Origin of the sequence: Halomarina halobia (assembly GCF_029338575.1) — an archaeon.
Classification (GTDB): Archaea; Halobacteriota; Halobacteria; order Halobacteriales; family Haloarculaceae; genus Halomarina; species Halomarina halobia.
Genome location: NZ_CP119992.1, coordinates 1,875,731 through 1,902,705 on the forward strand (window position 1 = coordinate 1,875,731; position 26,975 = coordinate 1,902,705).

The window sequence follows — 26,975 nt, forward strand, 5'->3', positions numbered from 1 at the left end:
CCCGGGATCTGATATAGGTTACGACTCCGTCCGCCTCAGGCGAGCGCCGCGGCCAGCTTCTCGACCGGATGCGGCGGCTCCTCACCCTCGTGGTCGCCCAGTTGCGACCGGCAGGAGGCACCCGGCGCGACGACGACGTCGCCCGGACTCGCGTCCACCTGGTCGTAGAGGATGCGCGCGATGGCCTTGCTCATCGAGTAGTGTTCGGCCTCGTAGCCGAAGCTCCCGGCCATGCCACAGCAGGTGGAATCGAGGGGGTCGACCTCGTAGCCCGCCCGGCGGAGCACGCCCACCGCGTGGTGGTCCTTCAGGGTGGCCTTCTGGTGGCAGTGGCCGTGGTAGGTCAGGTGCTCGGCGGGCGCGTCGAAGGCCATCGCCTCGTCCAGGCGGTGGGCGTCGACGTACTCCATCGCGCCGTAGGTGCGCTCGGCGACGGCCTCGACGTCCGGCCCCGAGAGGAGGTCGAGGTAGTCAGACTGGAACATGACGGCGTCGGAGGGTTCGACGACCACGACCTCCCAGCCGTCGCGGACCATCGGCGCGAGGGCGTCGACGTTCCGGCGAGCCTGCTCGCGGGCCTTCCCGACCAGCCCCTTCGAGTGGGGCGGCCGCCCGCTCCCCGTCGTGCCCTCCGGCAGGCGCACGTGGACGTTGGCGGCTTCCAGCACGCGGACGGCCGCCTTCCCCGCCTCGGGGTGGTTGAAGTTGGTGTAGGTGTCGGGAAAGAGCAGCGCCCGCCGGTCGGCGTCGGCCTCGGCGACCGCCGCGCCGCCGCGGGCCTCGAACCAGTCCTCGAACGTCTCGCGGCTGAACTCGGGGAGTTCGCGCTCGCGGGCGATGCCGAGGGTGCGCTCCATCGCGGCGCGGGCGTAGGGGAGCGTCGCCGCCCAGTTCGAGAGGGGCGCGAACGCGCTACCGAGCGCGGAGAGTCGATCGATGTTGGCGAACGCGCGGTCGCGGAGGCTCGCGCCGTTTCGCTGCTTGTACTCGTGGGTGACCTCGGCCTTGAGCTTCGCCATGTCCACCTCGCTCGGACAGTCCCTCGCACAGCCCTTGCAGCCGATGCAGACGTCGAGCACCTCCTCGACGAACTCGTCGGTGAACGCCTCGTCCCCGTCGAACGCGCCGCTCATCGCGGCCCGGAGCATGTTCGCCCGGCCGCGCGTGGCCTGGATCTCCTCCTCCGCGGCGCGGAACGTCGGGCACATCACCCCGCCGGTGGTCGACTGCGGGCCGCGACAGCCCGCACAGCCGTGGCAGAGTTCGACCATCCCCTGGAAGCCGTTCTCGTTCTCCCAGTTGAGCGTCGGCTCGAAGCCGGCGTCGAACTCGTAGTCGGGCGAGAACCGGAGGTGCTCGGTCATGTCGTAGTCGCCGCAGACCGATCCGGGGTTGAGCAGCCAGTCGGGGTCGTAGGCGGTCTTCAGGTCGCGGAAGGCGTTCCAGAGGCGGTCGCCGTACAGCTTGCGGTTCCACTGGGTGCGCGCGCGGCCGTCGCCGTGCTCGCCGGAGACCGATCCGCCGTACTTCACGACGAGGTCGGTCGCCTCGTCGGCGATGGCCTCGAACGTGGCGACCCCCTCGACGGTCTTCGTGTTCACCAGCGGGCGGATGTGGAGCACGCCCGGCCCGGCGTGGGCGTAGTAGGAGGCGAACGTGTCGTGCTCCTCGAGGACCGCCTGGAAGTCCGCGACGTACGCCGGGAGGTTCTCGGCGGGGACGGCGGTGTCCTCGATGTAGGCGATGTGCTTCGCGTCGGAGGTGCGCGACAGCAGGATCGGGAGGCCGGACTTGCGCATCTTCCAGAACTTCGCGCGCGTCTCGGCGTCGTGGGCTTCGAGCGCCTGCCGCGCGTAGCGTTCCTTCTCGGTTCGGACCCGGTCCTCGGTCGGTTCGGTCAGGCTCGTCCCGTCGGGGACGCGGTCCGCGATGAGGTCGGCCACCCGCCGCCGCCCGTCCTCCTCGCCCTCGGCGTAGAACTCCACGAGGAGGACGGAGTCGGTCCCCTCGGGCAGGAGGTTCACCACGTCGCGGAACTCGGTGGTGTCCCGCGCGAGGTCGAGCAGCACGTCGTCCATCACCTCGACCGCGGCGGGGTCGTGTTCGAGGATGGGTGCCACGTCCTCCATCGCGTCGACGACGGCGTCGTAGGTCAGGAGGGCGACGGACTTCGTCTCCGGGACGGGTTCGAGCGAGACGGTCGCCTCGGTGACGACCGCGAGCGTCCCCTCGCTGCCCGCGAGCAGGCGCGCGAGGTTCACCGTCCCCGGTTCGCACTCGGGATCGACGCCCGAGTCGTCGGGGAGGCGGCGCTCGCCCTCCGCCTCGGCGACGAGCATGTCGAGGTCGTACCCGGAGACGTTGCGCTTGAGGTCGGGGTAGCGCGCGCTGATCTCCTCGCGCTCCTCGTCCAGGATCCGGACGATCTCGGCGTAGATCCGCGGCAGGAGATCGCTCTCCGGTCCGTCCGGCCCCCACGCGTCGGCAGCGGGGTCGGCCCGCTCGCGCAGTTCCTCGACCGCGATCTCGCCGAACCGCGTCACGGTGCCGTCGGCGAGGACCGCCTCGACCTCCTCGACGTAGTAGTCGGTCTTGCCGTACTTGAGCGAGTGCGCGCCGGTCGAGTTGTTGCCGATCGCGCCGCCGAGGGCGCTCTTGTCGCCCCACGCCGGATCGGGCGCGAACTTCAGCCCGTGCGGGGCGAGGCGTTCGTTGAGGTCGCCCAGGTAGACGCCGGCCTGCGCGGTCGCCGTCCGGCCCTCGGGGTCCACGTCGAGCACCCCGTCCATGTGCCGCGAGAAGTCGAGGACGACCGCCTCGTTGACCGCCTGGCCGGCGAGGCTCGTCCCGCCCCCGCGCGGGAGGACGGGAATCCCCCGCAACGCGCAGTATTCAACTACTGCAACCACCTCCTCGGTCGACTCCGGAAAGACGACGCCGACGGGGAGTCGCTCGTATGCGCTCGCGTCGGTCGCGTAGAGCTGTCGGGAGTAGTCGTCGAAGCGCACGTCCGCCACGTAGCGTTCGAGGTCGGCGACCAGCCCCGGCCGGTCGACCTCGTCGGTGACGTAGTCGTAGTCGCTTCGCGCGTCGCTCGCGGGGTCGGGTCGCGCACCCGGATCGGTCGCCATGCCCGGACTTGCGGTTCCACAGGTATAAACGGCGGTCGTCTGCGTCGAGCGGTCCGACGAGGTGCGGCGTCACCCCCGGACGGGAACGAGGCCCACAATTGATGCCCCCACCCGCGTACGGTTCTGCTATGAGCACGAAGACAGTGGGCGCGTTCGAGGCGGCGCTCGATCGCCTCGACGTCGACTGGACGCACGCGACCCGATCCGACTTCGCGTCGACGATCGCCGCGGTCGTCGAGTCGCCGGCGGTGGGCGTCGAACTCCCCTTCGAGGGCGTCTCGCTCGCCGAGACGCCGGTAGACGTGGATCCGACGCCCGCGCGACTGGAGGGCGCGAGGACCGGCGTGACCGCCGCGCGGATGGGCATCGCCGACTACGGGAGCGTCGTCCTCGAGTCGACGCCCGAGGGGGGCGAACCGGTGGGCCTCTACGCGGAGCGACACGTCGCCGTCCTGCGGCGGGAGGACGTGGTGCCCGGGATGCGCGAGGCGTTCGCCCGCTTCGGCCCCTGGCTCCGCGAGGGGCGCGACAGCGCCGTGATCGCCACCGGCCCGAGCGCCACCGCCGACATGGGCGGGCTCGTGAAGGGCGCGCACGGCCCCAAGGAGGTCCACGTGGTGATCCTCGATGAGTGAGGGCCGTTCCCGGGAGGCGAAGGCCGCCCGGATCCGCGAGCTGATGGCGACCGAGGGGGAGAGCGTGGAGCGCGGCACCGTCGGCTTCAACGAGGGGCGGTACGCCGCCGTGGCGGACCTGGAGGACTACGAGGCGCTGAAGGAGGAGGCCCGCGCGATCAAGGAGGACGCCATCGAGCGCCTGCCCGACCTGATCGACGAGTTGCGCGGAACCGTCGAGGGCAACGGCGGGACGCTCTACGTCGCAGAGGACGCGGAGGACGCCAACGACTACGTCCGACGGGTGTGCGCGGAGCGCGACGCCCGCCGCGTCGTGAAGTCCAAGTCGATGACGACCGAGGAGATCGAGGTCAACGACGCGCTCGCGGCCGACGGCGTCGAGGTGGTCGAGACGGACCTCGGCGAGTGGGTGCTCCAGGTCGCAGACGAGTCGCCATCGCACATCATCGCGCCCGCGATCCACAAGTCCCGCGAGGCCATCGCGGAGCTGTTCAACGCCCGCTTCGAGCCGGACGAGCCGCTCGAGACCGCCGAGGAGCTCACCGCGTTCGCGCGCGAGCGGCTGGGCGAACTGCTCCGCGACGCCGACGTGGGGATGACCGGCGCGAACTTCGTCACCGCCGACACGGGCACCGTCGCGCTCGTGACGAGCGAGGGCAATGCCCGCAAGTGCGTCGCGGCGACCGACGTGCACGTGGCCGTCACGGGCGTCGAGAAGGTGCTCCCGCGCGTCGAGGACCTCGCGCCGTTCGTCGAGCTGATCGGCCGCTCGGGGACCGGACAGGACATCACCTCCTACGTCTCGCTGTTCACGCCGCCCGTGAAGTCGCCCACCCTCGACTTCGACGACGACCGGACGGCCCTCTCCGAACGCGATTCGGACCGCGAGTTCCACCTCGTGCTGATCGACAACGGCCGCCTCGCGATGCGCGAGGACGCCCAACTGCGCGAGACGCTCTACTGCATCCGGTGCTCGGCGTGCTCGAACGTCTGCGCGAACTTCCAGCACGTCGGCGGCCACGCCTTCGGCGGCGAGACCTACTCCGGCGGCATCGCCACCGGCTGGGAGGCGGGCATCGAGGGACTGGACGTCGCCGCGGAGTTCAACGACCTCTGCACGGGCTGCTCGCGCTGCGCACCCGCCTGCCCCGTGAAGATCGACATTCCGTGGATCAACACCGTCGTCCGCGACCGGATCAACCGGGGCGAGGAGGGGCGGTTCGACTTCCTCGTGGAGGGGCTGACCCCGGACGAGGAGCCCGGCGGGATGGACCTCCAGAAGCGCTTCTTCGGCAACTTCGAGACGCTCGCGAGGGTTGGAAGCGCCACCGCGCCCGTCTCGAACCGGGTGGCGGGGACGCGGACCGCCCGCGCGCTCATGGAGCGGTTCCTGGGGATCGACGCCCGCCGCGAGCTACCGTCGTTCCGCCGCGAGACGCTCGTCGACTGGTTCGAGGCGCGCGAGGTGCGCGTGGAGGACCCCGTCCGCGAGGCGGTGCTCTACCCCGACGTCTACACGAACCACGTGCAGGTCGAGCGCGGCAAGGCGGCCGTCCGCGCGCTGGAGCGGCTGGGCGTCCGGGTGCGCGTGCCGCCCCTCCGGTCGAGCGGGCGCGCGCCGCTCTCCCAGGGGATGGTCGCCACCGCCGAGGAGCACGCCCGCGACGCGTACGCCGGACTCGCCGACCACCTCGACGCGGGACGCGACGTGGTCGTGATCGAGCCGAGCGACCTCGCGATGTTCGAGCGGGAGTACGAGAGGTTCCTCGACCCGGCCGCCTTCGAGCGCCTCGCGGACAACAGCTACGAGGTGCTCGAGTACGTCTACGGGCTGCTCCACGACGGCGCGGACCCGGAGGCCCTGCGGGCGGGCGACGGCGAGCGCGTCGCCTACCACAGCCACTGCCAGCAGCGCACGCTCGGGCTGGAGGCCTACACCGAGGCCGTCCTCTCGGAACTCGGCTACGACGTGGCCACCTCGAACGTCGAGTGCTGCGGCATGGCCGGGAGCTTCGGCTACAAGTCCGAGTACTACGAGCTGAGTATGGACGTGGGCGGGACGCTCCGCGAGCAGTTCACGACCGACGAGACGCGCGACCGCGCCGTCGTCGCGAGCGGCACGTCCTGCCTCGAACAGCTCGACGCGCTGCTCGCGCGCCCGACGCGCCACCCCGTCGAGTTGCTGGTCTGAATCACGTGTACCCGTCGATCGGCGGCGTCACCAAGCGTCACCAAGATTCATATCGCATGGATCTCGTATAGTCATGTAACGTCCGAATCCATGTCCAAGACGAAGGGGACGAAGACCGTCCAGACGCGACTCACGAAGGGCGAGTACGAGACGTTCAAACGTCTCGCCGAGCGCGAGGGTCTATCGATCAAGGACGCGCTCCGCGAGGCGGCCGAGGACTTCATCGAGGGGCGCACGCGCGTCGATCCCGACGATCCGATGTTCACGTTCCACGAACGGACGAAGGAGACGTTCCCCGACGACGCCGAGGCGACGGACGCGGCGGAGATGGACGACGATCTCTACGGCGACGATCCGCGATGAACGATCCGGCGAGCGCGATCAGTGACGGAGGGCGTTTCCAGCCCTCCGAAGTCGGGACCCAGCCCGTCGAGATCGATTCGAGCGCGCTCTACGCGTACTTCAACCGCAACGACCAGTGTCACGCGGACGTGATAGAGTTCTTCGAGGCGATCCGCCACCGGCAGACGCCGTTTCGCCCGCTCTACGTCACCGACTACGCCCTCGACGAGACGCTCACGCGACTGTCGAAGCGCGTCTCCGCCGAGATCGCCGCGGCCGCGCTCGAAACAGTGTTCGAGAGCACGCTGCTCACAGTCGAGCACATCGAGACGGGGACGTTCGAACTGGCGTGCGACTGGTTCGGGCGGTACACCGACTCGGGGGTCGGGTCGTTCACCGACTTCGTCATCGCCGCCCACGCGGAAGGGAGCGGAGCGTCGCACGTCCTCACCTACGACAACGACTTCGACGTGTTCGATCTGACGCGACTCCCGCACTACCGACTCGAAGCGTGATCTGCTCGCACCGTCGGTCGCTCTCTCAGGCGCGGGAGTTTTACGCCCCGAACGCCTTCCTCCGTCAAGCGTGGCCATCACGGACAAGATCTACCTGAAGAATCACCGGCAGATCAGCTCGCAGCTGGAGACGAACATCCCCAAGAGCGCGTTCTCCGGGGCGACCCTCGACATCCTCTTTCAGGGCGAGGGGCTCGCGAAGCTCGACGACGCGACGCGGGAGCGCGTGCTCGACTTCGCGGAGGACTTCCTCGACTGCGACTGCGAGTCGAACCCCCACTGCGGCCACCCCGAGGAGAAGTTCGTCCGGTACCTGCTGGAGTTGCGCGAGCAGGGGCTCGGGCCGGACGCCATCGTGGACGTGATGGGCGACGACTACGTCCTCTACGCCTACCCCGGCGACGTGCTCTCCTTCCTCGACGACGCGGTGCGGACGCTGGAGGCGGTCGAGGAACTGGCGGACGTCGAGGGACACGAGTCGGTGGCGACCGAAGCGCGCGAGCGGAGGCGACGGCTGTCCTGACTACCCGAGTCGGAACGGCTCGTCCGCCCCGGTCTCGTCGTCGAGATCTTCGAGGAGGATGACCTCCTCCTCGTCGTACTGCTCTAGCTCCTGGGTGAGCTGTGTGACGTAGCGCTTGTACTCGTCGAGTTGCTCGCGGAGGTGGTCGGTTTCGAGTTCGAGGCGCTCGTGCTCGCGGATGAAGCTCTTCGGTACCTCGACCTTCGGCGGGAACTCGGTGGAACTGGACGTGTCGTCGCTGATCTCGTGCTCCGGGACGACGCGTACCTGGCCGTCGTGGGCAACGAGCTGGTCCACGTAGTCGCGGAACACCGCCGACAGCGAGATGTCGCGCTCCTCCGCGATGTCCCGCAGGCTCTCGAACGCGTCCTCGTTGACGCGAAACGAGATCGTCTTGTTCTTGTTGCCCATGCGATGGCGACACTAACGGGTCCGTCTACTTAACGGTTCGTCAGACGTGGCGGTAGACTGCCGTCCTACGTAGTGATAGAGAACCGACCGCGACCGACAGGAGACGAGGACTAATCCCGTCCTGTGGAGGAGGCTCGATCACAGTTACCCCCGTCACAGTACTCCCCGCCTCTGAGGCCTCGGTCTAGCCGGGATACCTTCTCCGCCCGACGTGTCCCTTCTTACCTGGAGAGCCATCGAATCCCTGAAAACGCCTGTGGCGGTTCCTGATCTACCCCCGGAGGCCACGGTCGATCGAGCACTTTCCACAGTAGTCCTTTCCGTCCTCCTCACGCCATCGCATCCAGTCGGAGGGATGGTAGGGCCGGTCACAGTCGTCGCACGTTCTTCGGTCGGACGCGCTTCGGAGGTCGATGACGAAGGGATCCTCGTCGTCTGGCGTCAGGGACTCTAACGACTCCTCTGGCTTAGCACCCCTCCTCGCAAAGACTCTCGGATGCCCTCAGATCGAGCGTGAGAACCGTGATAGAGAGAGAGACGGAAGGGATCACTCTATCCTCCGGTAGAGTTCGCCCTTCAGCACGAGGTCACCGTCCTCAGTGAGGTGGGTGTCCTCGGAGGACAGCTCACCCTTCATGAAACCGTAGGGGACGCCCTGCCCCGTCGTTCTCTCCCCATCGGCCGACTCCCATACGCGCATGTTCACGGGATACTCTCGCCGAATTTCAAACCCCGGAATCGGGCAATATAGAGGCCCATTCGACGCGCCCGAAGGACCCCCGGCGGTGTGCCGCTCGACGCCCACCGCTTCCGCGACGGCCTCGGCCGGAGTTTCCCGTGGGATAGCGTAGCCCCCGCTCTCACTTAAACCCACCAGCGCACGGCGGTGTCGGACCCACTATCACGGTTCCTCACAATACGGACATGGCTACCGAAGCGCAAGATCCGGTTCGGACGGTCGAGACCGAACCCGCCGCGCGGAGCATCGACGACGTGGACCTGAACGAGTCGAACCCCCGGGCGGTCGCGAAGTTCGTCGCGGCGTTCGCCATCGGCGCGGTCTTCTTCCTCGTGCCGGTCCCCCGGAACGGCGAGTTGACGGTTCCGTTCGACGTCGCCGTGGACGGGATCACGACGGCGTTCCCGGACGCGGTGGGGGCGTACTGCCTCGCGATCGTTCTCGCCGGGGGCGCGCTGACCACCCTGGCGGAACTCGACGCCCGGGACGTGATCTCGCTCGGCTATGACCTCTCGTACTTCGAGACCTCGACCGCCTTCTGGGCACTGCGCGTCGGGGGCGCGCTCGTCGCCCCCGTCCTGTTTCTGCACCTCGAATCGCTCGCCGGCTACGACCTCGGCTGGCTGTGGGCCCCGGGCGTCGGCGAGTTCATGTGGGGGACGCTGATCTACAGCGTCGGCGTCATCATCCCGCTCGGGGCGATCTTCATCACGATCTTCGTCGAACTCGGGGGGCTGGAGTTCGTCGGGACGCTCTCGCGCCCGGTGATGAAGCCGCTGTTTCGCCTGCCCGGACGGGCCGCCCTCGACAGCCTCGCCTCGTGGGTCGGCTCCTACTCGGTGGGGCTGTACGTCACCCGCAACGTCTTCGATCGCGGGGGCTACGACAAGCGCGACGTGTTCACCATCGCCACGTGCTTCTCGACGGTGAGCATCGGCTTCGTCGGCGTGGTCGCCGCGACGGTGGAGATGCTCGACCTCTTCCCGGTTATCTTCCTCGCGTACTTCGTCTGCGTGGCCGTCTGCGCGGCGATCCTCGTCCGCGTCCCGCCGATCAGCACCGTTCCTGAAGTGTACGTCGCCGAACCCGACCCCGAGGTGCCGTTTCACGGGTCCGGGGGCGACTACGTCCGGTTCGCGCTCAGCGAGGCCGTCGGCAAGGCCGAGCGGGGCGAGACGTTCCTCGAGGCCGCCCGCCGCGGCTTCGTCGACGGTCTGCGCCTGACGAGCCTCATCCTCGGCACCATCCTCCTCGTGGGGCTCGCCGCCGTCGCGCTCTCCGCGTACACCCCCACGTTCGAGATCCTGGGCGCGCCGCTCGTTCCGGTGATCGACCTGCTCGGCATCCCGGACCCCGAGGTCGTCGCGCCCGCCACCATCGTCGGCATCACGGAGATGTACGTGCCCGTCCTGCTCGTCGCGGAGGCCGCGCCGATGGCCCGCTTCTTCGTCGCCGTCCTCGCCGTCTCGCAGCTCATCTTCTTCTCCAGCGTCGGCCCGATGACCATGGACATGTTCTCCGACGTGCCGATCCGCCTCCGCGACCTCGTGGCGCTGTTCGTCATGCGGACGATCATCCTCGTCCCGCTCGTCGCGGCGATGACCCACCTCGTCGCCGCGCTGGGGTTGCTGTGAGGCGAGCTGTGTCGACGTTTTCGGTCGTCCGGAAGTGACGCGCGTCCGTTACAATCATATCGTATCGTAACGTACCCTATCGTAACGATGAAAACGGTCACGACGCGCATCCCGGAAGACGACGAGGAGGCGCTCGGAGAACTGGAGCGGGAGATGAGCGCGGATCGGTCGGAGGTGCTTCGTCGCCTCATCCGGCAGGGGTTGAAGGAGTGGCGAACCGAGCGAGCGCTCGAGCGACTCGGAGAGCACGAGATAACGCTGCGTCGAGCCGCGGAACTCGCGGGGACGAGTTACGTCGAGATGCTCTCACTCGCCGCGGAGGAGGGTATCACCATCGGGTACACGACCGACGATCTCGAGCGCGATCTCGAGCGGATCTGATGGTCGTCGTCGATTCGTCCGCGCTGATTCCGCTAGCGTGGGTCGGACGACTCGACCTCGTCACCGACGCGTTCGACGACCTCCGAACGACCGAGATGGTACGGGAAGAGGTGCTCGTCACGGGAAAACCGGGAACGATCGCCCTCGAATCGTTTCTCGAAGACGTGAGCGTGGAGGAAACACCGCCCGACGCCGAACGAGTGGCCGAGGTAGAGGGGATCGCAGCGGCGGATGCATCGGTTATCCTGCTGGCGGACACCCCGAATGAAGTCCTTCTCGCTAACGACAAGGGACTGATCGAAGTCGCTCGAATTCACGGCGTGGAGTGCTGGTGGGTGACGACGCTGTTACTGAAGTGCGCGAAGGACGGAGACGTGACGTCCGACGAGGCGACCGACGTCCTGTACGATCTCGTCGACGAGGGAATGAACCTCCACCCCAGAGTGTACGTCCGCGTCCAGAGGAGGCTCCAGGAATTCGGTGACTGACGGTCAGCGTTCGAACTGGACCCGGAGGAAGGGAGCGAGCGCCGCTAGAGGTACGGCACGAGAGCCGCCACTAGCTTGTTCTCCGCCCGGCGCAGGTGCTCCTCGGCGGTGCGCCGCTCGACGCCCACCGCCGCCGCGATGGCCGCGGTCGAGGTCTCCCGCGGAATGGCGTAGTACCCCCGCTCGTAGGCCGTCGTGAACGCCTCGCGCTGGCGGGCGGTGAGCGTCGGGAGCACCTCCTCGATCGTCAGCAGCGGGGCGTCGGGGCGGACGGACTCGATTTCGCGCTTCGCCTCCACCGAGATGTCGAACCCGTCGGCGATCAGGTCGCGGTAGCAGGCGGTGAGCGCCGCCGGGTCGAGCGCGAGCAGGCGGCAGAACTTCGCTCCCTCGGCGTAGCGCAGCGGCGGCACCAGCAGGCAGTCGTGCGCCCGCAGGTACCGCTCGACGTGCGTCGGATCGCGCTCCTTGAGACAGCGCTCGGTCACCACGACGAGTTCGCCCTCCCGGCGGAGGGACTCCCGGACGCCGAGTGACGCCTCGACGCGGGCGAGCGTCTCCTCGGCCGCCCCGTCGGTGACGTGCAGCAGGTCGCAGTGGTCGTTGCACCACAGTTCGATGCGCGCGTCGGTGCCCGCCGTCGCCGCGGCGTACCCCTCCGCCCCCCGGATGCGGAAGATCGCTTCGTACATCGTCGGGGGTCGACGGGGAGCAAATATAAATCCCCCTCCGCACGCGGGGTCGAAGGTATTCCCGTAACCGTAACGATTCTACAGTATGGACGAGCGAGCGCGGCGCGAGAGCGACACCGATCCCGACTTCGACGTCGGCGAACCGAGCGAGACGTGGCGCGAGTACCGGGGAGCCCGGACCGGCGCGGAGATCGAGTGTGAAGGGTGGCGACAGGAGGCCGCCCTCCGCATGCTGAACAACAACCTCGACCCCGAGGTGGCCGAGGACGCGGAGCGGCTGGTCGTCTACGGCGGGACGGGACGGGCCGCGCGGTCCTGGGACGCCTACGACGCGATCGTCGACGAACTCCGGACGCTCGGGGACGAGGAGACGCTCCTCGTCCAGTCCGGAAAGCCCGTCGGGCGGTTCCGCACCCACGAGCGCGCCCCGCGGGTGCTCATCGCCAACTCCAACCTCGTCGGCAAGTGGGACGACTGGGAGCACTTCCACGAACTGGAGGCGAGGGGCCTGATCATGTACGGACAGATGACCGCCGGCTCGTGGGCCTACATCGGCACGCAGGGCATTGTTCAGGGCACCTACGAGACGCTCGCGGAGTGCGCCCGCCAGCACTGGCCCGAGAGCGACGGCCTCCGGGGGCGGATCGTCGCCACCGGCGGCCTCGGCGGGATGGGCGGCGCGCAGCCGCTCGCCGTGACGATGAACGGCGGGGTCTGCATCGCGGCCGAGGTGGACGAGGCGCGGATCGACCGCCGGATCGAGACGGGCTACTGCGAGGCGAAGGCCGACGACGTAGACGAGGCGATCGAGGCGGCCCGCGAGGCCGCCGAGGCGGGCGAGCCGTACTCCGTCGGGGTCGTGGCGAACGCCGCCGATATGCTGGAGGGGATGCTGGAGCGCGGCTTCGTCCCCGACGTGGTGACCGACCAGACGAGCGCCCACGACGAACTGGAGGGGTACGTCCCGTCGGGCTACGCCGTCGCCGAGGCCGACGCGCTGCGCGAGCAGGACCCGGAGCGGTACGTCGAGGAGAGCCTCGACACGATGGCCCGCCACGTCCGCGCCATCCTCGACCTGCAGGAGCGGGGCGCGGTCGCCTTCGAGTACGGCAACAACATCCGCGGGCAGGTCGCAGAGCACCGAGATATGACCACTGCGTTCGACTTCCCGGGCTTCGTGCCCGCCTACGTCCGCCCGCTGTTCTGTCGCGGGAGGGGACCGTTCCGCTGGGTGGCGCTCTCGGGCGACCCGGCGGACATCCGCCGCACCGACGAGGCGGTCCTCGAACTCTTCCCCGAGGACGAGGCGCTCGGCCGCTGGATCGACCTCGCGTCGGAGGAGGTGCACTTCCAGGGGCTCCCCTCGCGGGTGTGCTGGCTGGGCTACCGGACCGACGAACGGGGGCTCACCGAGCGCGCGCAGTTCGCGCTGCGGATCAACGACCTCGTGCGCGAGGGCGAGATCCGCGCGCCGATCGTCGTCACGCGCGACCACCTCGACGCGGGGAGCGTCGCCAGCCCGCACCGCGAGACGGAGGCGATGCGCGACGGATCGGACGCGGTCGCCGACTGGCCGATCCTCAACGCGCTGCTCAACTGCGCGGCGGGCGCGGACATCGTGAGCGTCCACGACGGCGGGGGCGTCGGCATCGGCAACGCGCTGCACGCGAACAACCACGTCGTCCTCGACGGCTCCGACCTCGCCGCCGAGAAGGCCCGGGCGGTCTTCACGACCGACCCCGGCACGGGCGTGATCCGTCACGCCGACGCCGGCTACGAGGAGGCGCTGGAGGAGGCCGAGCGCTCGGGCGTCCGCGTCCCGATGCGGGAGGAGCGGTGACGTGTCCCGCCTCGATCCGCCCGCCGCGTGGGAACCGACGTCAGACGACCGGAACGACGAGCAGTTCGGCCACGTCGTCGAACCGGTGAGCGCCGAGGGGGCGATCGACGCGGACGCCGTCCTGCTCGGCGAGCCCTACGACGGCGCGGTGATCGGCCGCCCCGGCGCGCGCGAGGGGCCGGCCGCGATCCGCCGGGAACTCGCGGGGGTGAAGACCCACCGCTTCGGGTCGGGGGCCGCCCCGTTGGTCGGCGACTGCGGCGACGTGTCGCTCGACGGACGCGAGCCGGTCGCCGACGCCCAGGAGACCGTCGCGGCGGTCGCCCGCCGCCTCCACGAGTCGGGCGCGTTCCCCGTCTTCCTCGGGGGGGACAACTCCCTCACCTACGCGAACGCCCGCCCCCTGCTCGAGCGAGGGAGCCTGGGCGTCGTCAACCTCGACGCCCACCTGGACGTGCGCGAGGCGCGCGACGGGCCGACCAGCGGCACCCCCTACCGACAGCTGTTCGAGGCGGGGCTCGACGCCTACGCCTGCGTCGGGGCGCGCCACTTCGAGACATCGACCGCCTACGCCGAGTACGTCGCCGAGCGCGGGGGGACGGTCGTCACGGCCGAGGCACTCGGCGACGGCGTGGAGAGAGCCGCGGAGCGCGCGCTCGACGCGCTCGGCGACGTCGAGCGGGTGTACGTCAGCGTCGACCTCGACGTGCTGGACGCGACCGCCGCGCCGGGCGTGAGCGCGCCGACCCCCGGCGGTCTCACCACCCGGGAGCTGTTCCGGGTCCTCCGGCGCGTCGTCGCGGACGAGCGGGTCCGCGGGTTCGAGGTCGTCGAGTGCGCCCCGCCGCTCGACCGGGACGGCCGGACGGTCGCCGCCGCCGCCCGCGCCGTCGCCCACGTGCTAAGTACCGTCGCGTCGAGGGGACAGCCATGACGCGGACCGTGCTCCACGGCGCGAGCGAGGTGTTCGTCGGCCCCGGTGAGCGGATCGAGGACGGCGCAGTCGCGATCGAGGACGGGCGGATCGTCGCCGTCGGCCCCTCGGCGGCGGTGACGCGCGAGCACCCCCCCGAGAACGCCGACACCGCCCTCGACGCGACCGGGAAGACCCTGCTCCCGGGATTCGTTGACTCCCACACGCACGCGCTGTTCGCGGGCGACCGATCGGACGAGTTCGCGGCGAAGCTGCGCGGGAAGACCTACGGCGAGATCCTCGCCGCGGGCGGCGGCATCCTCCGCACCGTCCGGGCGGTCCGCGAGGCGAGCGACGAGGTGTTACTGGCGAACCTCCTCGGCCACCTCGACGCGATGCTCGCCCACGGGACGACGACCGTCGAGGTGAAGTCGGGCTACGGGCTGGACGCCGAGACGGAGCTTCGCATGCTCGACGCGATCGCGCGGGCGGACGCCGCGCACCCGATCGACGTCGTCCCGACGTTCATGGGCGCACACGCCGTCCCCGAGGGGCGCGACGCGGACGAGTACGCCGAGCGCGTCGCCGAGGAGCAGGTGCCCGCCGTCGCCGAGCAGGGGATCGCCGAGTTCTGCGACGCGTTCTGCGAGGAGGGCGTATTCTCCGTCGAACAGTCCCGGCGCGTGCTCGCGGCCGGCGTCGAGCACGGCCTGACGCCGAAGGTCCACGCGGAGGAGCTCTCGCACCTCGGCGGGACGAAGCTGGCCGCGTCGCTCGGCGCGGCCAGCGCCGATCACCTCCTGCACGCCACCCGCGAGGACGCCCGCGCGCTGGCCGAGGCGGGCGTGACGGCCGTCTTCCTCCCCGGCACCGCCTTCGGCCTCGGCGCGGCGTACGCTGACCCCGCGCCGTTCCTGGAGGCGGGCGCGACGATCGCCGTCGCCTCCGACTTCAACCCGAACTGCTACGCCCGGAGCATGGGGTTCGCGACCACGCTGGCCTGCGTCGGGATGGGGCTCGACCCGGCCGCGGCGGTCGCCGCGGCCACCGACGGCGGCGCGCGGGCGCTGAACCGCGACGATCGCGGGACGCTCCGCGAGGGCGCGCGCGCCGACGTCGCGGTCGTGGACGCCCCCTCGCACGTCCACGTGCCGTACGTCTTCGACACGAACCCCGTCGAGACCGTCCTGAAGGACGGGGAGGTGGCGCATGGCCGGTGAGGTCGTACTCGACGGCGCGTCGCTCACCCCCGAGGACGTGGTCGCGGTCGCGCGCGAGGGTGCCCGCGTCGCCGTCGCCGACGAGGCGCGCGAGGCGATCCGGGCGTCACGCGAGCGCGTCGAGAGCGTGATCGAGAGCGGCGAGGCCGTCTACGGCATCAACACCGGGTTCGGCGACCTCGTGGACGAGCGCATCCCGCCCGAGGAGGTCGATCGCCTCCAGACGAACCTCGTGCGGAGCCACGCCTCGGGCGCGGGGCGCGAACTGACGGGGGAGGAGGTCCGCGCGATGACCCTCGCGCGGATCAACGCGCTCGCGAAGGGTTACTCCGGCGTCCGCGAGGTCGTCGTCGACCACCTCGTGACGCTCGTCAACGAGCGCGTCCACCCGGTCGTCCGCTCGCGGGGCAGCCTCGGCGCGAGCGGCGATCTCGCCCCGCTTGCGGAGATGGCGCTCGTGCTCCTCGGCGAGGGAACGGCGCGGGTCGAACGGAGTTCGACCGAACGGTCGAGCGGGGAGGAGCGGCGCGACGACCCGCGGGCGGACGCGGACGGCGAGCGCCTGCCGGGGGACGAGGCGCTCGCGGCGGTCGGCCTCGAACCGCTCACGCTCCGCGCGAAGGAGGGCCTCGCGCTCATCAACGGGACGCAACTGACGGTGGGGATCGCGGCGCTGCTCGTCCACGACGCGGAACGCCTCTGTCGCGCGGCGGACGCCGCGGGCGCGCTCACGACCGAGGTGACGATGGGGACGACGGCGGCCGCCGACGCGGCCGTCCAGGCGGTCCGTCCGCACGCCGGACAGGCGGTCAGCGCGGCGAACGTCAAGCGGCTCTGCGCCGATTCCGAAGTCGTCGAGTCCCACCGCAACTGCGACCGCGTGCAGGACGCCTACTCGATCCGCTGCCTGCCGCAGGTCCACGGCGCGGTCCGCGACGCCGTCACCCACCTCCGCGGGGCGGTCGAGGTCGAACTCAACAGCGCGACGGACAACCCGCTCGTCTTCGCGGCGGGCCGCGTGGACCGCCGCACCAGCGGCACCGACGTCGCCGACGTCGTCTCCGGGGGCAACTTCCACGGCGAACCGCTCGCGCTTCGGCTCGATTACGTCACGGGCGCGCTCACCGAACTCGCCGCCATCGCGGAGCGCCGCGTCGACCGCATGCTCAACCCGCACGTCCAGGAGCCCCACCTCCCGCCCTTCCTCACGCCCGACAGCGGCCTCCGCTCGGGGCTCATGATCGCGCAGTACACCGCCGCGGCGCACGTCGCCGAGTGCCGGGCGATCGGCCGCGCGTCGTCGGACAACGTCCCCGTCAGCGGGAACCAGGAGGACCACGTCAGCATGAGCGCGACGGCGGCGTTCGCCGCCCGCCGGGCGCTCGACGCCGCCCGCACCGTCGTCGGGATCGAACTGCTGTGCGGCGCGCAGGCCGCCGAGTTCGTGGACCCCGGATTGGAACACGGCGTCGGGACGGGCGCGACCTACGGGGCGGTCCGCGAGGTCGTCCCGCCGCTCTCCGAGGACCGTCCCCTCCGCCCGGACATCGCCGCCTGCGACGCGCTCGTCGCGAGCGGCGCGCTGGACGAGGCGCTCGCCGGGGCGCTCGACGACGCGATAGAATAGCGGTCGACGGCGGTCCGCGCCGCTCAGGCGGAGGCTTCGGGTTCCGTCTCCGACTCCTCGCCGTCCGACTCGAGGTCCTCGAGCGCGCTCAGCGCGGCGCGGCGGTAGCGCTCGGCGTCGAACTCGCCGTCGTCGCCGTAGTGCTCGCGGGCCATCTCCGCGTACTCGCCGCCCTCGTCGAACGCCCGGACGCGTTCGAGGGTGCGCATCGCGGTCTCGACGACCCAGCGGTCGCGGGTGTCCGCGTCCACCGTCGTGATGGACTCGGGGCGGACGGAGACGTTGACCTCGCCCTCGTCGGTCTCGTAGGTGCGGGGCTTGCCGACGACGGCGACGTACTCCGGTGGCTCCGCCTCGCGGAGGTGGCTCGCGGCGTCGGGCTGGTACTGGCCGGCGTACATGAAGAACGTGCCCGTCGGATCGACGACCCGTCCCTGCCAGTACTCGCTGTCGCTGCCGACGTCCTCCGTCTCGGTGAGGGTGCCGACGATGAACACGCGGTTTGCGCGCTCGCCGGTGGGAAGCAGCGCGTAGACCGGGGCGCGCTCCTCGTCGGACTCCTTGAACGTGTAGCCCGCGTCGTTGAACTCGGTCGCGAAGACGCGGCGGGCGACCTCGCGGGTGGGTGCTCCGGACATCTACATCGACCTCGCCTTGATGAGCGCCGCCTCGGGATCGACCGGCCCGAGCCGTTCGAACTCGTTCGCCAGGACGTAGCGGCCGAGCGTCGGCCCGCGCACGCGGTAGTAGACCCCCAGCACGTCCGCCTTCATCTCGTCGGCGACGACGGACGTGTCGAGCGCGTCCATCGCCATCTGCTTCGCCTCCTCCAGCGCGATGCCGGTGAGTTCCTCGGTCATCTCCTGGTTGAAGATGACCTCGTGGACGTCCGTCCCGTCGTCGAGGACGCCCTTGATGCGGAGATCGAACTCGCCTTCGACCTCGCCGTGTTCGCTACACCGACCGTTCTGGAGCACGCGGGTGCACCCCTCCTCGGGGCAGCGCTTGATGAGGCCGCTGCCGCGCTGGACGTCGACCATCGCGCCCTCGACCTCGGTGGCGTCGTCGCCCACCTCGATGTCCTCCTCGAGGCGCTCGATGCTCGTCGTCCGGTTGAGCTTCACCGAGTACCGGCCCTGGTACTCGTCGGTGACGACGTTCCCGAGGCGGTAGACCGCGCCCTCCTCCAGTTCGGGGAGGTCGCTCGTCGTGAACGAGACGAACTTGATGGTGCCCGACTCGTCGCCGAGCAGGCCCACCTGCGAGATGGCGTCGCTGCGGGGCTCCCACAGGTCGACCACCTTCGCGCGCACGTCGATCCACTGCTCGTCCTCGTCGACGTCGGCGACCTGCACGAGGTCGTTGCCGCCGCCGCCGAGCTGATCGCGGTCCATCCCGGCCTCGTCGAGGTAGCTGCTCACGATGGAGCGCCGGGCCTCCTCGGCGGGGACCTTGTAGTCGTTCACCAGCGTCTCGAGGCGGGTCTGCACCTCCTCTACCGTTATATCCAGTTGGTCGGAGAACTGCGCCTGTATCGCTTCGGCGTGTTGTCGAAGTTCCGTCATGGTTGCCGTCTCCGCGTGTTTTCAGTGGGAGACGTACGTCGCTTGGTTCCTGATGGTATAAAAACCTGCGCTAGCGGGGTGAAAGTGAACGGGAGCGCCTCAGTCGGTCGAGAGTGGGCGTCTCGGTCGGCCGGTCACGCCGTGTCGAGGAGGCCACACGGCTCATCGCCGGCGCGCCGCCCGTTCGCGCGCACGTACTGCGGGGAGTTTCCTCGCGTCGAAATCCGGGACGTCCGAGGCGGTGCGCGAGCGGCGTGTAAGCGGACGTCGCTACCGATCAACACGCGGACGGGGATGGTACGTCTCCGCGCCGCGTTCGACCTCGCGTACTACCCGCTCGACGTGACCGCCGCCTACCACGAGATCGACTGGCGCGAGTCGGGGGATTTCGCCGTGGTGTACCACGAGGACGTTCACGGAGTCACGGGCGGGTGGACGCGCGCCTGGCATCGCCACGACGGGCATACCTTCGACGGTCGACCCGTGCGCGACCACTTCCACCCGCCACCCGACGCGGGTGATCCGACGCCGCACGAACACGCGAATCACGCCTACGACGTACTACGGGCCGTCGAGACGTCGACGCTCCGGCGGATCGAGCGGCACCCGCTCCACGAACGGCAGGAGTGACGAGCGAACCGACACCCCGTCCGCGCTCGTCCACCGAACCTGTCCGCGGCGGATCTCCCGGCGGCGACGGGATTTTGTCACCCGCGCACGAATCCGCACGCATGAGCAACAGGCGGCGACTGGAGTTCGTCCTGCGCTCGAAGCTCCGGGCGGCCGGGCGGCAGTACGGCGAGGCGAAGGAGGCCTACCGGGCGGCGAGGGCCGCGAGCGAGGCCGACCTCCCGATCGACGAGGGGGGCAACGCCCGCGTCGTCTGCCGCCGCTACGCCGAGAAGCGGAGCGTCGAACTCGACGCCGGCCTGCGACCCGACTGTTACGACGCCGACCACGTGGACTGCCGGGGCTGCGTCGAGGACATCCGCGACGGACGCATCGAGACGTGGTGAGGGCATCGAGCGGGCGAGCGGCGACCGGATCGAAGCTACCCCGGTCGGCGATCAGCCTTTGTGATCCGCCGTCGAACCGCCGGCCATGGACACGATAGCCGTCGTCCTCGCGGGCGGCGTCGGCACGCGCCTCTACCCGGCGAGCTCCCGCGAGCGACCCAAGCAGTTCCTCGCGCTCGACGGCGAGCGTTCCCTGCTCTCCCGGACAGTCGAGCGCGTCGAGCCGCTCGCCGACGCGACGTACGTCCTCACGAGGCCGGAGTACGCCGACCTCGTCCCCGACCACGCGCCCGACGCGGAGGTGCTGGTCGAACCCGCCGGGCGCGACACCGGCCCGGCGCTCGTCTACGCCGCCCACCGCGTCCGCGATGAGGTCGGCGAGTGCGTCCTGCTCAACCTCCCGAGCGACCACCGCGTCGGGGACGGCTTCGCGGACCCCGCCGAGCGCGCCCTGCGCGCGGCGCGCGAGACGGGGAAACTAGTCACGCTGGGCGTCGAACCCGACCGACCGGCGACCGGCTACGGGTACATTAAACCGGGGACCGACCGCGGCGACTACTTCGACGTGGCGGGCTTCTTCGAGAAGCCGAGCACGGAGGCCGCGGAGCGCTACGTCTACGACGGCTTCCTCTGGAACGCGGGGGTCTTCGCGTGGACGCCGGAGGCGCTGCTCGACGAAGCCCGCCGCTCCGACCTCGCCCCGCTGGTCGAGAGCCTCGACGCCGGGCAACCGGAGCGCGGCTTCCGCCTCGTCGAGCCCGTAAGCGTCGACTACGCGATCCTCGAGGGCTGTGCGAACGCCGCGGTCGTTCCCGCCGACGTCGAGTGGGACGACCTCGGCGCGTGGGACGCGCTCGCCCGCGTCGGCGACCCCGACGCCGCGGGCAACGTCGTCGCGGGGAACGCCCTGACGGTGGACGCCGAGGACTGCGTGATCGCCACCGACGAGGGGAGTCACGTGAGCGTCGTCGGCGTGGAGGGGCTCACCGTCGCGGCCTACGACGGCCGCGTGCTCGTCGTGCCCACCGAGGACGCCCAGCGGGTGCGCGAGGTGGTCGCGCGGCTGGAGGCTGAGGAGGAGTGAGGCGCGACTGGGTGAGGCGAGGCGGCGCGATAGGGAAGGGAAACGCCGACGCGGGGCGGGCGAGCGTTACGAGAGCAACCGCCTGAGCCGGGCGAACAGGCCCTTCCGCGGGTCGCCGCCGACCCGTTCAGGTTCCGCGCGCTCCGCCGCGTCCGGCCCCTCGGACCGCGTGTCGGCGGTGGCTGCGTTCGACTCCCCGTCCCCCGCGACGGTCCCGCCCTCCGCGGCCGCCTCGGCCCGCCTGATGAGGCCCTCCGGGTCGTTGACCGCGTCCTTGACGGGTGCCTTGACGAGGGGGAGGTCCTCGAACCGGTCCGGGCTTACGGCCGTGTCGGCGGCGATGATGGCCGCGTCCGCGGCCGCGATCTGTGGCGCGGAGAGCTCGTTCTCCGCGCCCATGGCCCCCTGGATCTCGACGTGGATCTCGTGGCCGAGCCGCGCGGCGGTCTGCTCTAAGTTCTCCGCGGCCATCTGGCTGTGTGCGATACCGGTCGGACAGGACGTGACTGCGACGAGTTTCATGGCTGGTCGGGTTGTTGGGAGAGCAGGTCGATCACTTCGCGTTTCGTGTGCGCGCGGAGCGCGCGCTCCGCGAGTTCGCGCGCGTCCGCCGCGTTCGTCCGCTCGACGCGCGCCTTGACGTCGGGGATCGTCACGGCGCTCATGCTGAGTTCGTCGAGGCCGAGGCCGACGAGCAGTTCGGTCAGGTCGGGATCGCCGGCCATCTCGCCGCACATCCCGACCCAGGCGTCGGTCCCCCGGACGGCCTCGACGGTGCGCGCGACGGCCCGCAGGACGGCCGGGTGGCGCGGGTCGTGCAGGTCCGCGACCCGCTCGTCGCCCCGCGCCGCGGCGTTGACGTACTGGGCGAGGTCGTTCGTCCCGATCGAGAGGAAGTCCGCGCGCGCCGCGAGCTCGGGCGCGAGGAGGACCGCGGCGGGCGTCTCCACCATCACGCCGAGGTCGGGAGCGCCGCGCGCGATGCCCTCCCCGTCGAGGGCCGCGGCGACCGCCTCCACCCGTTCGGCGGCCGCCTCGAACTCCTCGACGGTGGCGACGAGGGGGAGCATCACGGCGAGGCCGCCCTGGGCGTCGCCCGCCGCGCGGAGGAGCGCGCGCAGCTGCGTCTCGAAGAGGTCGGCGTCGGCCCCGAGCGACCGGCGGATCCCCCGCTCGCCGAGGAAGGGGTTCTCCTCCTCGGGCAGGTCGAGGTAGGGGATCGGCTTGTCCCCGCCGACGTCGAGCGTGCGGACGATCACCCGACCGTCAGGGAAGGCGCGGAGCGCCTCGCGGTAGGCCTCGTACTGCTCGTCCTCGTCCGGCGGGGTCTCGCGGTCGAGAAAGAGGAACTCGGTGCGAAAGAGGCCGATCCCGTCCGCGCCCCGGTCGGCGGCCCCCGCCAGTTCGCTCGGGTGGCCGACGTTCGCGGCCACCTCGATCGGGACGCCGTCGGCGGTCGTCACCGCCCCGGCGTGCACCTCGGCGGCGTCTTCGCGCTCGGCCGCGGCGCGCCGGTCGGCGTCCGGATCGGTGGCCACCTCGCCGGCCTCGCCGTCGACGACGACCTCGGTCCCCTCCTCGATCTCCCGGAGCGCGTCGCCGACGCCGACGACAGCCGGGAGCGCGAGCGACCGCGCGAAGATGGCCGCGTGGGACGTCCGACCGCCCGTGACGGTGGCGAAGCCGGCGACACGCTCGGGGTCGAGGCGGGCCGTGTCGCTCGGCGTGAGCCGCTCGGCGAGGACGACCGATCCCTCGGGGAGCCCCGCGAGGTCCGTCCCATCGTCGCCGAGCAGGAGGCGGAGCAGCCGATCCCGGACGTCCCGGAGGTCGTCCGCGCGCTCGGCCATGCGGCCGTCCATCCCCTCGAACTGCTCGATGGGGCCGGCGAACGCCGCCCGGACGGCGTGCTCGGCGGGGAGCCCGTCGTCGATCTCCCCCGCGATACTCGCCTCGATCTGGGGGTCGTCGAGGAACTGCACGTGGGCGTCGAAGACGGCGGCCTCCTCCTCGCCGACGCGCTCGGCGGCCCGGTCGCGCTCGGCGCGCAGCGCCTCGCGGGCCTCGTCGCGGGCGCGCTCGAACCGCTCGCGCTCCGCCGCCGGATCGACGGTCGTCGCGTCCGGCGGGTCGGGCAGGTCGAGGGCCGCGTCGGGGCGGTACCAGACCGCGCGGCCGACCCCCGTCCGGGGTGTCGCGCCGACGCCGTCGAGCGTGCGGGTCATCCGGATTCGCCGTCCTCCCCGTTCTCTCCGTCCCCGCCGCCCTCGCCCGCCTCCGGCGTCGAGAGGACGGCCTCGAGCGCGTCGAGGGCGGCCTCCGCGTCGTCGCCCTCGGCGACGAGCCGGACCCGGTCGTCGTGTTCGACCCCGAGGCTCGTCACGGCGAGCATGCTGCGGGCGTCCACGGGGCCGCCGTCCTCGGCGGGCGCGACGGTGATCTCGGCGTCGTACCGGTTCGCGGTCTCGACGAACGTCGCGGCGGGGCGGGCGTGCAGGCCGGCCTCCGGCACGACGGCGACGACCCGCTCCATCAGGTCATCGCCTCCGCGAGCACCGCCCGCACGTCCGCCGGCGAGTCGGCCTCGTACAGTCCCTCCCTCACCTCCTCGTGCATGAGCGAGCGCGAGAGCGCGCTCAGGATGGCGAGGTGGTCGTCGCTCCCGTCGGCGGGGACGAGGATCGTAAACAGCAGGTGCGCCGGCTCCCCGTCCATCGACTCGAAGTCGACGCCGGCCGCGGAGCGGGCGAACGCGACCGACGGTCGGGACACGGCGTCGGTCTGGGCGTGCGGGATGGCGATGCCCTTCCCGACGCCGGTGGTGGTCTCCTCCTCGCGGGCGAGCAGCGCGTCGAGCGCCGCCTCGCGGTCCTCGACCCGACCCGCCTCGACGGCGAGATCGAGCAGGAACTCGATGCAGGCGTCCTTCGATTCGGGCGGTTCGTCGAGGGAGATCGCCTCGGTCGGTACCAGCCGCGTCACGTCGTCTCGGTCCATCTCGGTCTCGGTCATTGTCTGGTGGATAGTCTACTCGGGGGGGATTCAGTCTGACCCCTGTGCGCTCGCGTCCGCGTCGCGCTCCTCGAGATCGGCGACGGTGACCTCGAAGTCGGGCTTCAGGGCCGTCGCGACGGCCGCCGTCACGAGCGACCCGAGCGCGATGCAGCCGAGGAACAGGAGCGGTCGATTCGACAGCACGACGACGAAGACGCCGCCGTGCGGGGCGGGCATCGTCACGTCGAGCGCCATGGAGGCGGCCGCCCCGACGGCGCTCCCGGCCACGATGCTCGGGATGATCCGCAGCGGGTCGGCCGCGGCGTAGGGGATCGCCCCCTCGGTGATGAACGAGAGGCCGAGGGGCACCGCGCTCTTCGCGTTCTCGTACATCTCGGCCGCGTACTTCTGCGGCGCGACGAAATTCGACAGCGCCAGGCCGATCGGCGGGATCATCCCCGCGATCATCACGGCGGCCATCGGCTCGTAGAGCTGCTCGGAGAGCAGTCCGACGGCGAACACGTAGGCGACCTTGTTGACGGGGCCGCCCATGTCGAACGCCATCATCGCGCCGAGCAGCGCGCCGACGAGGACGGCCTGTCCGCCCTGAGCGGTCCGCAGGAACTCCGTCAGCCACGCGTTCGCGATGGCGACGGGCACCCCGAGGAGGAGGATGACGACCGGCGAGAGGACGACCATCGTCAGCACCGGCACGACGAGCACCGGCATCATCGGCTTCACGAACTCCGGCACCGAACGGCGCTTGAACCACCGCGCGACGTACCCCGCGAGCAGGCCGGCGACGAGCGCGCCCAGGTACCCCGCGCCCGCGTCCCCGCCCGTCAGGCCGATGACGTCGCCCGCCGCCTGGAGGACCGTCCCCTGCTGGATGACGTACGACAGGAGGAAGCCCGGGGCGAGCCCCGGTCGGTCGGCGATCGCGTAGGCGATGTACGCGCCGAGGATCGGCACCATGAAGGTGAGCCCCGCGCCGCCGATCTGTGCCAGGAACCACTCGAGGGTACCCGTCGCCTCGAACACCCCCTCCACGGTCGTCCCGCCGGACCAGACGGTGACGCCGAGGAGTTCGATCGGCGGGAGCGACGCGACCGCGTACCCAAGCGCCAGGAAGATACCCCCGATGGTGACGAACGGAATCATGAACGACACGCCGGTCATGACGTCCTCCTTCACCGAGGAGACGTGCGAGCGAAGCGCGCGTTCGGCCGAGTCTTGCGTTGACATTGATCCACCCTCACGGTTGTTCACCCAACGGTTCAAAAACGCTTTCGAATGTGATCGTTTCTGTTCGTTTTTTCTCGATAGAGCGCTAAACCGAAAACGGCCCCGGGGGGCGGGTCAGTACGCCGAGATCGGGACGTCATCGGCGGCGGTGAGAACGCCGTCGAAGTCGGGGACCCGCGTCCCCGCGACGGCGACGACCCGCGAGGCGACGGCGACGCCGGCCCGGAGGGCGGCGTCCCCCGACTCGTCGCGCGCGAGGGCGGCGAGGACGCCCGCGAGGAGGGCGTCGCCCGCCCCGACGGTGTCCACCACGGTCGTCTCGACCGCGGGCGCGTGGTAGGTACCGTCGCCGGTCGCCAGCACCGCCCCGTCGGGACCCAGCGAGGCGACGACGCGGTCGAAGCCCGCCCCGCGGAGCGCCTCGGCGGCGGCCAGACACTCCTCGACGGTCCCGACGGGCGCGTCGGTGGCCGCCGCGAGTTCCTCGCGGTTGGGCTTGCAGAGCGAGAACGGGGCCTCGAGGTCGCGCAGGACGCCGCCGCCCACGTCCGCGGCGGTCTCCCAGTCGCCGGCGCGGGCGATGCGGTCGACGGCGTCGGGACCGACGCCGGGCGGGAGGCTCCCCGCGACGACCACCGTCTCCGGATCGCGACGTCGGATGGCGTCGAGGACGCGGTCGACGGCCGCCGGGCCGACCCGCGGGCCGTCGTGGTTGATCTTGTACTCGCCGTCGGGCGCGAGCACCGTCGTGTTGAGGCGGGTCGGCTCGTCGATGGTCACGAAGTCGCTCTCGATGCCCGCCTCGCGGAGGCGGTCGCGGACGAGGCGGCCGAACGGATCGCCGAGGAACCCGGTCGCGACCGTGGGCGCGTCGAGCGACGCGAGGTACTTCGAGACGTTGATCCCCTTGCCGCCGGGGTCGAACTGCGTCTCGTCGGTGCGGGCGACCGCGCCCGCCGCGAGCGGTTCGTCGAGCCGGAGCGTGTGATCCAGCGCCGGGTTGGGCGTGACCGAGAGGATCACTCGGCGGTCACCTCGACGACGCGGAGCCCGACGCTCTCGAACGACTCGCGCGCCGCCCGGTCGATGCCGTCGTCGGTGACGAAGGCATCGACCTCCCCCACGTCGGCGAACTGGACGAAGCTCCGCTCGCCCACCTTCGAGCTGTCGGCGACGAGGACGACCGTGGCCGAGCGCTCGACCATCAGTTCCTTCATCCGCGCCTCGTCCTCGTTGGGCGTCGAGAGCCCCGACTCGGCGTCGACGGCGTTCGTTCCGAGAAAGAGCACGTCGAAGTTCATCCGCTCCATGAACGCCTCCGCGGTGGGGCCGACCAGCGCCCGCGTGCGGTGGCGGAGCGTCCCGCCCGTGAGCTTCACCTCGTTGTACTCCCCGCCGAGCTCCGAGGCGAGCTGGATCGAGTTGGTGACCGCCAGCAGCGACCCGTCCTTCGGCACCCGTCGCGCGACCTCCATCGTGGTCGTGCCGGAGTCGAAGAAGACGACCTGCCCCTGGGCGAGTTCCTCCACGGCGCGCGCGGCGATGGCGCGCTTCGCGTCGAGGTTCTGCACCTCCCGCTGCCCGTAGGTCTGCTCCCGGCCGACCGCGGTGATCGGCACCGCGCCACCGTGGGACCGCTCGATCAGGGTCTCGTCCTCGAGTTCCCGCAGGTCCCGGCGGATGGTCGCCCTGGAGTACCCCAGGTCGTCGGCCAGCGCCTCCACGGACCGCCCGCCCGCGTCCGAGACCAGTTCGACGATCTTCCGCTTTCGCTCTGCTGGTAGCATGG

28 protein-coding genes are annotated in these 26,975 nt (G+C 70.8%); 15 read left to right on the top strand and 13 right to left on the bottom strand.

The genetic code is table 11. From position 1 onward, the window contains the following. Window positions 1–35 precede the first annotated feature (35 nt). Entirely contained in the window at window positions 36–3,131 is a 3,096-nt protein-coding gene (locus P1K31_RS09915; protein ID WP_276303165.1) for an FAD-binding and (Fe-S)-binding domain-containing protein, read from the bottom strand. A gap of 128 nt (window positions 3,132–3,259) precedes the next feature. On the opposite strand from P1K31_RS09915, the gene P1K31_RS09920 reads away from it, so the two are divergent. From P1K31_RS09920 to P1K31_RS09940, 5 genes are all read left to right on the top strand, one after another. Continuing rightward, window positions 3,260–3,766: a LutC/YkgG family protein gene (locus P1K31_RS09920; protein WP_276303166.1), complete on the top strand. Its 507-nt coding sequence runs from the start codon at window positions 3,260–3,262 to the stop codon at window positions 3,764–3,766. Next, window positions 3,759–5,957: an LUD domain-containing protein gene (locus tag P1K31_RS09925; protein ID WP_276303167.1), complete on the top strand. Its 2,199-nt coding sequence runs from the start codon at window positions 3,759–3,761 to the stop codon at window positions 5,955–5,957. Before P1K31_RS09920 ends, P1K31_RS09925 begins: the two co-directional genes overlap by 8 nt. A 90-nt stretch (window positions 5,958–6,047) precedes the next feature. Continuing rightward, window positions 6,048–6,320: a hypothetical protein gene (locus P1K31_RS09930; protein ID WP_276303168.1), complete on the top strand. Its 273-nt coding sequence runs from the start codon at window positions 6,048–6,050 to the stop codon at window positions 6,318–6,320. Continuing rightward, a complete protein-coding gene (locus P1K31_RS09935; protein ID WP_276303169.1) occupies window positions 6,317–6,814 on the top strand; it encodes a type II toxin-antitoxin system VapC family toxin in 498 nt (165 codons plus the stop codon). Before P1K31_RS09930 ends, P1K31_RS09935 begins: the two co-directional genes overlap by 4 nt. A gap of 70 nt (window positions 6,815–6,884) precedes the next feature. After that, window positions 6,885–7,337, top strand: coding sequence for a DUF5814 domain-containing protein (locus tag P1K31_RS09940; RefSeq protein WP_276303170.1), 453 nt, complete (start codon window positions 6,885–6,887; stop codon window positions 7,335–7,337). Here the strand turns inward: P1K31_RS09940 and P1K31_RS09945 are convergent, their stop codons facing one another. Together P1K31_RS09945 and P1K31_RS09950 are read right to left on the bottom strand one after the other, a co-directional pair. Beyond that, entirely contained in the window at window positions 7,338–7,748 is a 411-nt protein-coding gene (locus tag P1K31_RS09945) for a DUF8146 domain-containing protein (protein WP_276303171.1), read from the bottom strand. Between the two features lie 547 nt (window positions 7,749–8,295). Further along, window positions 8,296–8,448, bottom strand: coding sequence for a hypothetical protein (locus tag P1K31_RS09950; RefSeq protein ID WP_276303172.1), 153 nt, complete (start codon window positions 8,446–8,448; stop codon window positions 8,296–8,298). Between the two features lie 224 nt (window positions 8,449–8,672). Here P1K31_RS09950 and P1K31_RS09955 point away from each other — a divergent pair, with 224 nt between their 5' ends. The 3 genes from P1K31_RS09955 to P1K31_RS09965 all read left to right on the top strand — a co-directional run bounded on the left by P1K31_RS09955 (window position 8,673) and on the right by P1K31_RS09965 (window position 10,990). After that, entirely contained in the window at window positions 8,673–10,121 is a 1,449-nt protein-coding gene (locus P1K31_RS09955; protein ID WP_276303173.1) for a YjiH family protein, read from the top strand. Window positions 10,122–10,208: 87 nt separating this feature from the next. Then, window positions 10,209–10,502 carry a UPF0175 family protein gene (locus tag P1K31_RS09960; RefSeq protein WP_276303174.1) on the top strand — a complete coding sequence of 98 codons (294 nt, stop codon included), beginning with the start codon at window positions 10,209–10,211 and terminating at the stop codon, window positions 10,500–10,502. Further along, entirely contained in the window at window positions 10,502–10,990 is a 489-nt protein-coding gene (locus P1K31_RS09965) for a PIN domain-containing protein (RefSeq protein WP_276303175.1), read from the top strand. The genes P1K31_RS09960 and P1K31_RS09965 overlap by 1 nt, the downstream gene beginning before the upstream one ends. Window positions 10,991–11,034: 44 nt before the next feature. On the opposite strand, the gene P1K31_RS09970 is transcribed toward P1K31_RS09965, so the two are convergent. Further along, window positions 11,035–11,682 carry a helix-turn-helix domain-containing protein gene (locus tag P1K31_RS09970; protein ID WP_276303176.1) on the bottom strand — a complete coding sequence of 216 codons (648 nt, stop codon included), beginning with the start codon at window positions 11,680–11,682 and terminating at the stop codon, window positions 11,035–11,037. 85 nt (window positions 11,683–11,767) lie between these two features. Here P1K31_RS09970 and hutU point away from each other — a divergent pair, with 85 nt between their 5' ends. From hutU to P1K31_RS09990, 4 genes are read left to right on the top strand one after another with little or no spacing between them, the layout of a single operon-like run. Then, window positions 11,768–13,522 carry a urocanate hydratase gene (gene hutU / locus P1K31_RS09975; protein WP_276303178.1) on the top strand — a complete coding sequence of 585 codons (1,755 nt, stop codon included), beginning with the start codon at window positions 11,768–11,770 and terminating at the stop codon, window positions 13,520–13,522. A 1-nt stretch (window position 13,523) separates the two neighbouring features. Then, a complete protein-coding gene (gene hutG / locus P1K31_RS09980; RefSeq protein ID WP_276303179.1) occupies window positions 13,524–14,456 on the top strand; it encodes a formimidoylglutamase in 933 nt (310 codons plus the stop codon). Further along, complete coding sequence (hutI, locus tag P1K31_RS09985; protein ID WP_276303180.1) at window positions 14,453–15,655, top strand: imidazolonepropionase; 1,203 nt, start codon at window positions 14,453–14,455, stop codon at window positions 15,653–15,655. Before hutG ends, hutI begins: the two co-directional genes overlap by 4 nt. After that, complete coding sequence (locus P1K31_RS09990; RefSeq protein ID WP_276303181.1) at window positions 15,645–17,282, top strand: HAL/PAL/TAL family ammonia-lyase; 1,638 nt, start codon at window positions 15,645–15,647, stop codon at window positions 17,280–17,282. Before hutI ends, P1K31_RS09990 begins: the two co-directional genes overlap by 11 nt. 23 nt (window positions 17,283–17,305) lie before the next feature. Here the strand turns inward: P1K31_RS09990 and P1K31_RS09995 are convergent, their stop codons facing one another. Continuing rightward, the gene (locus tag P1K31_RS09995; protein WP_276303182.1) at window positions 17,306–17,920 is read right to left on the bottom strand and encodes an RPA family protein; all 615 of its coding nucleotides are present in this window, start codon (window positions 17,918–17,920) and stop codon (window positions 17,306–17,308) included. Then, window positions 17,921–18,847, bottom strand: a complete 927-nt coding sequence (locus P1K31_RS10000; RefSeq protein ID WP_276303183.1) for a replication factor A — start codon at window positions 18,845–18,847, stop codon at window positions 17,921–17,923. Between the two features lie 294 nt (window positions 18,848–19,141). Between P1K31_RS10000 and P1K31_RS10005 the strand changes: the two genes are divergently transcribed. From P1K31_RS10005 to P1K31_RS10015, 3 genes are all read left to right on the top strand, one after another. Next, a complete protein-coding gene (locus tag P1K31_RS10005) occupies window positions 19,142–19,477 on the top strand; it encodes a hypothetical protein (protein WP_276303184.1) in 336 nt (111 codons plus the stop codon). Window positions 19,478–19,578: 101 nt separating this feature from the next. Beyond that, complete coding sequence (locus tag P1K31_RS10010) at window positions 19,579–19,863, top strand: DUF7091 family protein (protein WP_276303185.1); 285 nt, start codon at window positions 19,579–19,581, stop codon at window positions 19,861–19,863. Window positions 19,864–19,948: 85 nt separating this feature from the next. Continuing rightward, the gene (locus P1K31_RS10015) at window positions 19,949–20,947 is read left to right on the top strand and encodes a mannose-1-phosphate guanylyltransferase (RefSeq protein ID WP_276303186.1); all 999 of its coding nucleotides are present in this window, start codon (window positions 19,949–19,951) and stop codon (window positions 20,945–20,947) included. A gap of 66 nt (window positions 20,948–21,013) precedes the next feature. Here P1K31_RS10015 and P1K31_RS10020 read toward each other — a convergent pair whose 3' ends face one another. From P1K31_RS10020 to glpR, 7 genes are all read right to left on the bottom strand, one after another. Further along, window positions 21,014–21,469 (bottom strand): PTS fructose transporter subunit IIB, encoded by a 456-nt coding sequence (locus P1K31_RS10020; RefSeq protein WP_276303187.1) that lies wholly within the window; start codon window positions 21,467–21,469, stop codon window positions 21,014–21,016. Continuing rightward, window positions 21,466–23,172: a phosphoenolpyruvate--protein phosphotransferase gene (gene ptsP / locus P1K31_RS10025; RefSeq protein WP_276303188.1), complete on the bottom strand. Its 1,707-nt coding sequence runs from the start codon at window positions 23,170–23,172 to the stop codon at window positions 21,466–21,468. The genes P1K31_RS10020 and ptsP overlap by 4 nt, the downstream gene beginning before the upstream one ends. Continuing rightward, window positions 23,169–23,480: a phosphocarrier protein HPr gene (gene ptsH1, locus P1K31_RS10030; RefSeq protein WP_276303189.1), complete on the bottom strand. Its 312-nt coding sequence runs from the start codon at window positions 23,478–23,480 to the stop codon at window positions 23,169–23,171. The genes ptsP and ptsH1 overlap by 4 nt, the downstream gene beginning before the upstream one ends. Next, the gene (locus P1K31_RS10035) at window positions 23,480–23,959 is read right to left on the bottom strand and encodes a PTS sugar transporter subunit IIA (protein ID WP_276303190.1); all 480 of its coding nucleotides are present in this window, start codon (window positions 23,957–23,959) and stop codon (window positions 23,480–23,482) included. Before P1K31_RS10035 ends, ptsH1 begins: the two co-directional genes overlap by 1 nt. A 30-nt stretch (window positions 23,960–23,989) precedes the next feature. Next, window positions 23,990–25,186: a PTS fructose transporter subunit IIC gene (locus P1K31_RS10040; protein WP_276303191.1), complete on the bottom strand. Its 1,197-nt coding sequence runs from the start codon at window positions 25,184–25,186 to the stop codon at window positions 23,990–23,992. Window positions 25,187–25,300: 114 nt separating this feature from the next. Next, window positions 25,301–26,209 carry a 1-phosphofructokinase gene (gene pfkB, locus P1K31_RS10045; protein WP_276303192.1) on the bottom strand — a complete coding sequence of 303 codons (909 nt, stop codon included), beginning with the start codon at window positions 26,207–26,209 and terminating at the stop codon, window positions 25,301–25,303. Continuing rightward, complete coding sequence (glpR, locus tag P1K31_RS10050) at window positions 26,206–26,973, bottom strand: HTH-type transcriptional regulator GlpR (protein ID WP_276303193.1); 768 nt, start codon at window positions 26,971–26,973, stop codon at window positions 26,206–26,208. The genes pfkB and glpR overlap by 4 nt, the downstream gene beginning before the upstream one ends. Between the last annotated feature and the right edge of the window lie 2 nt (window positions 26,974–26,975).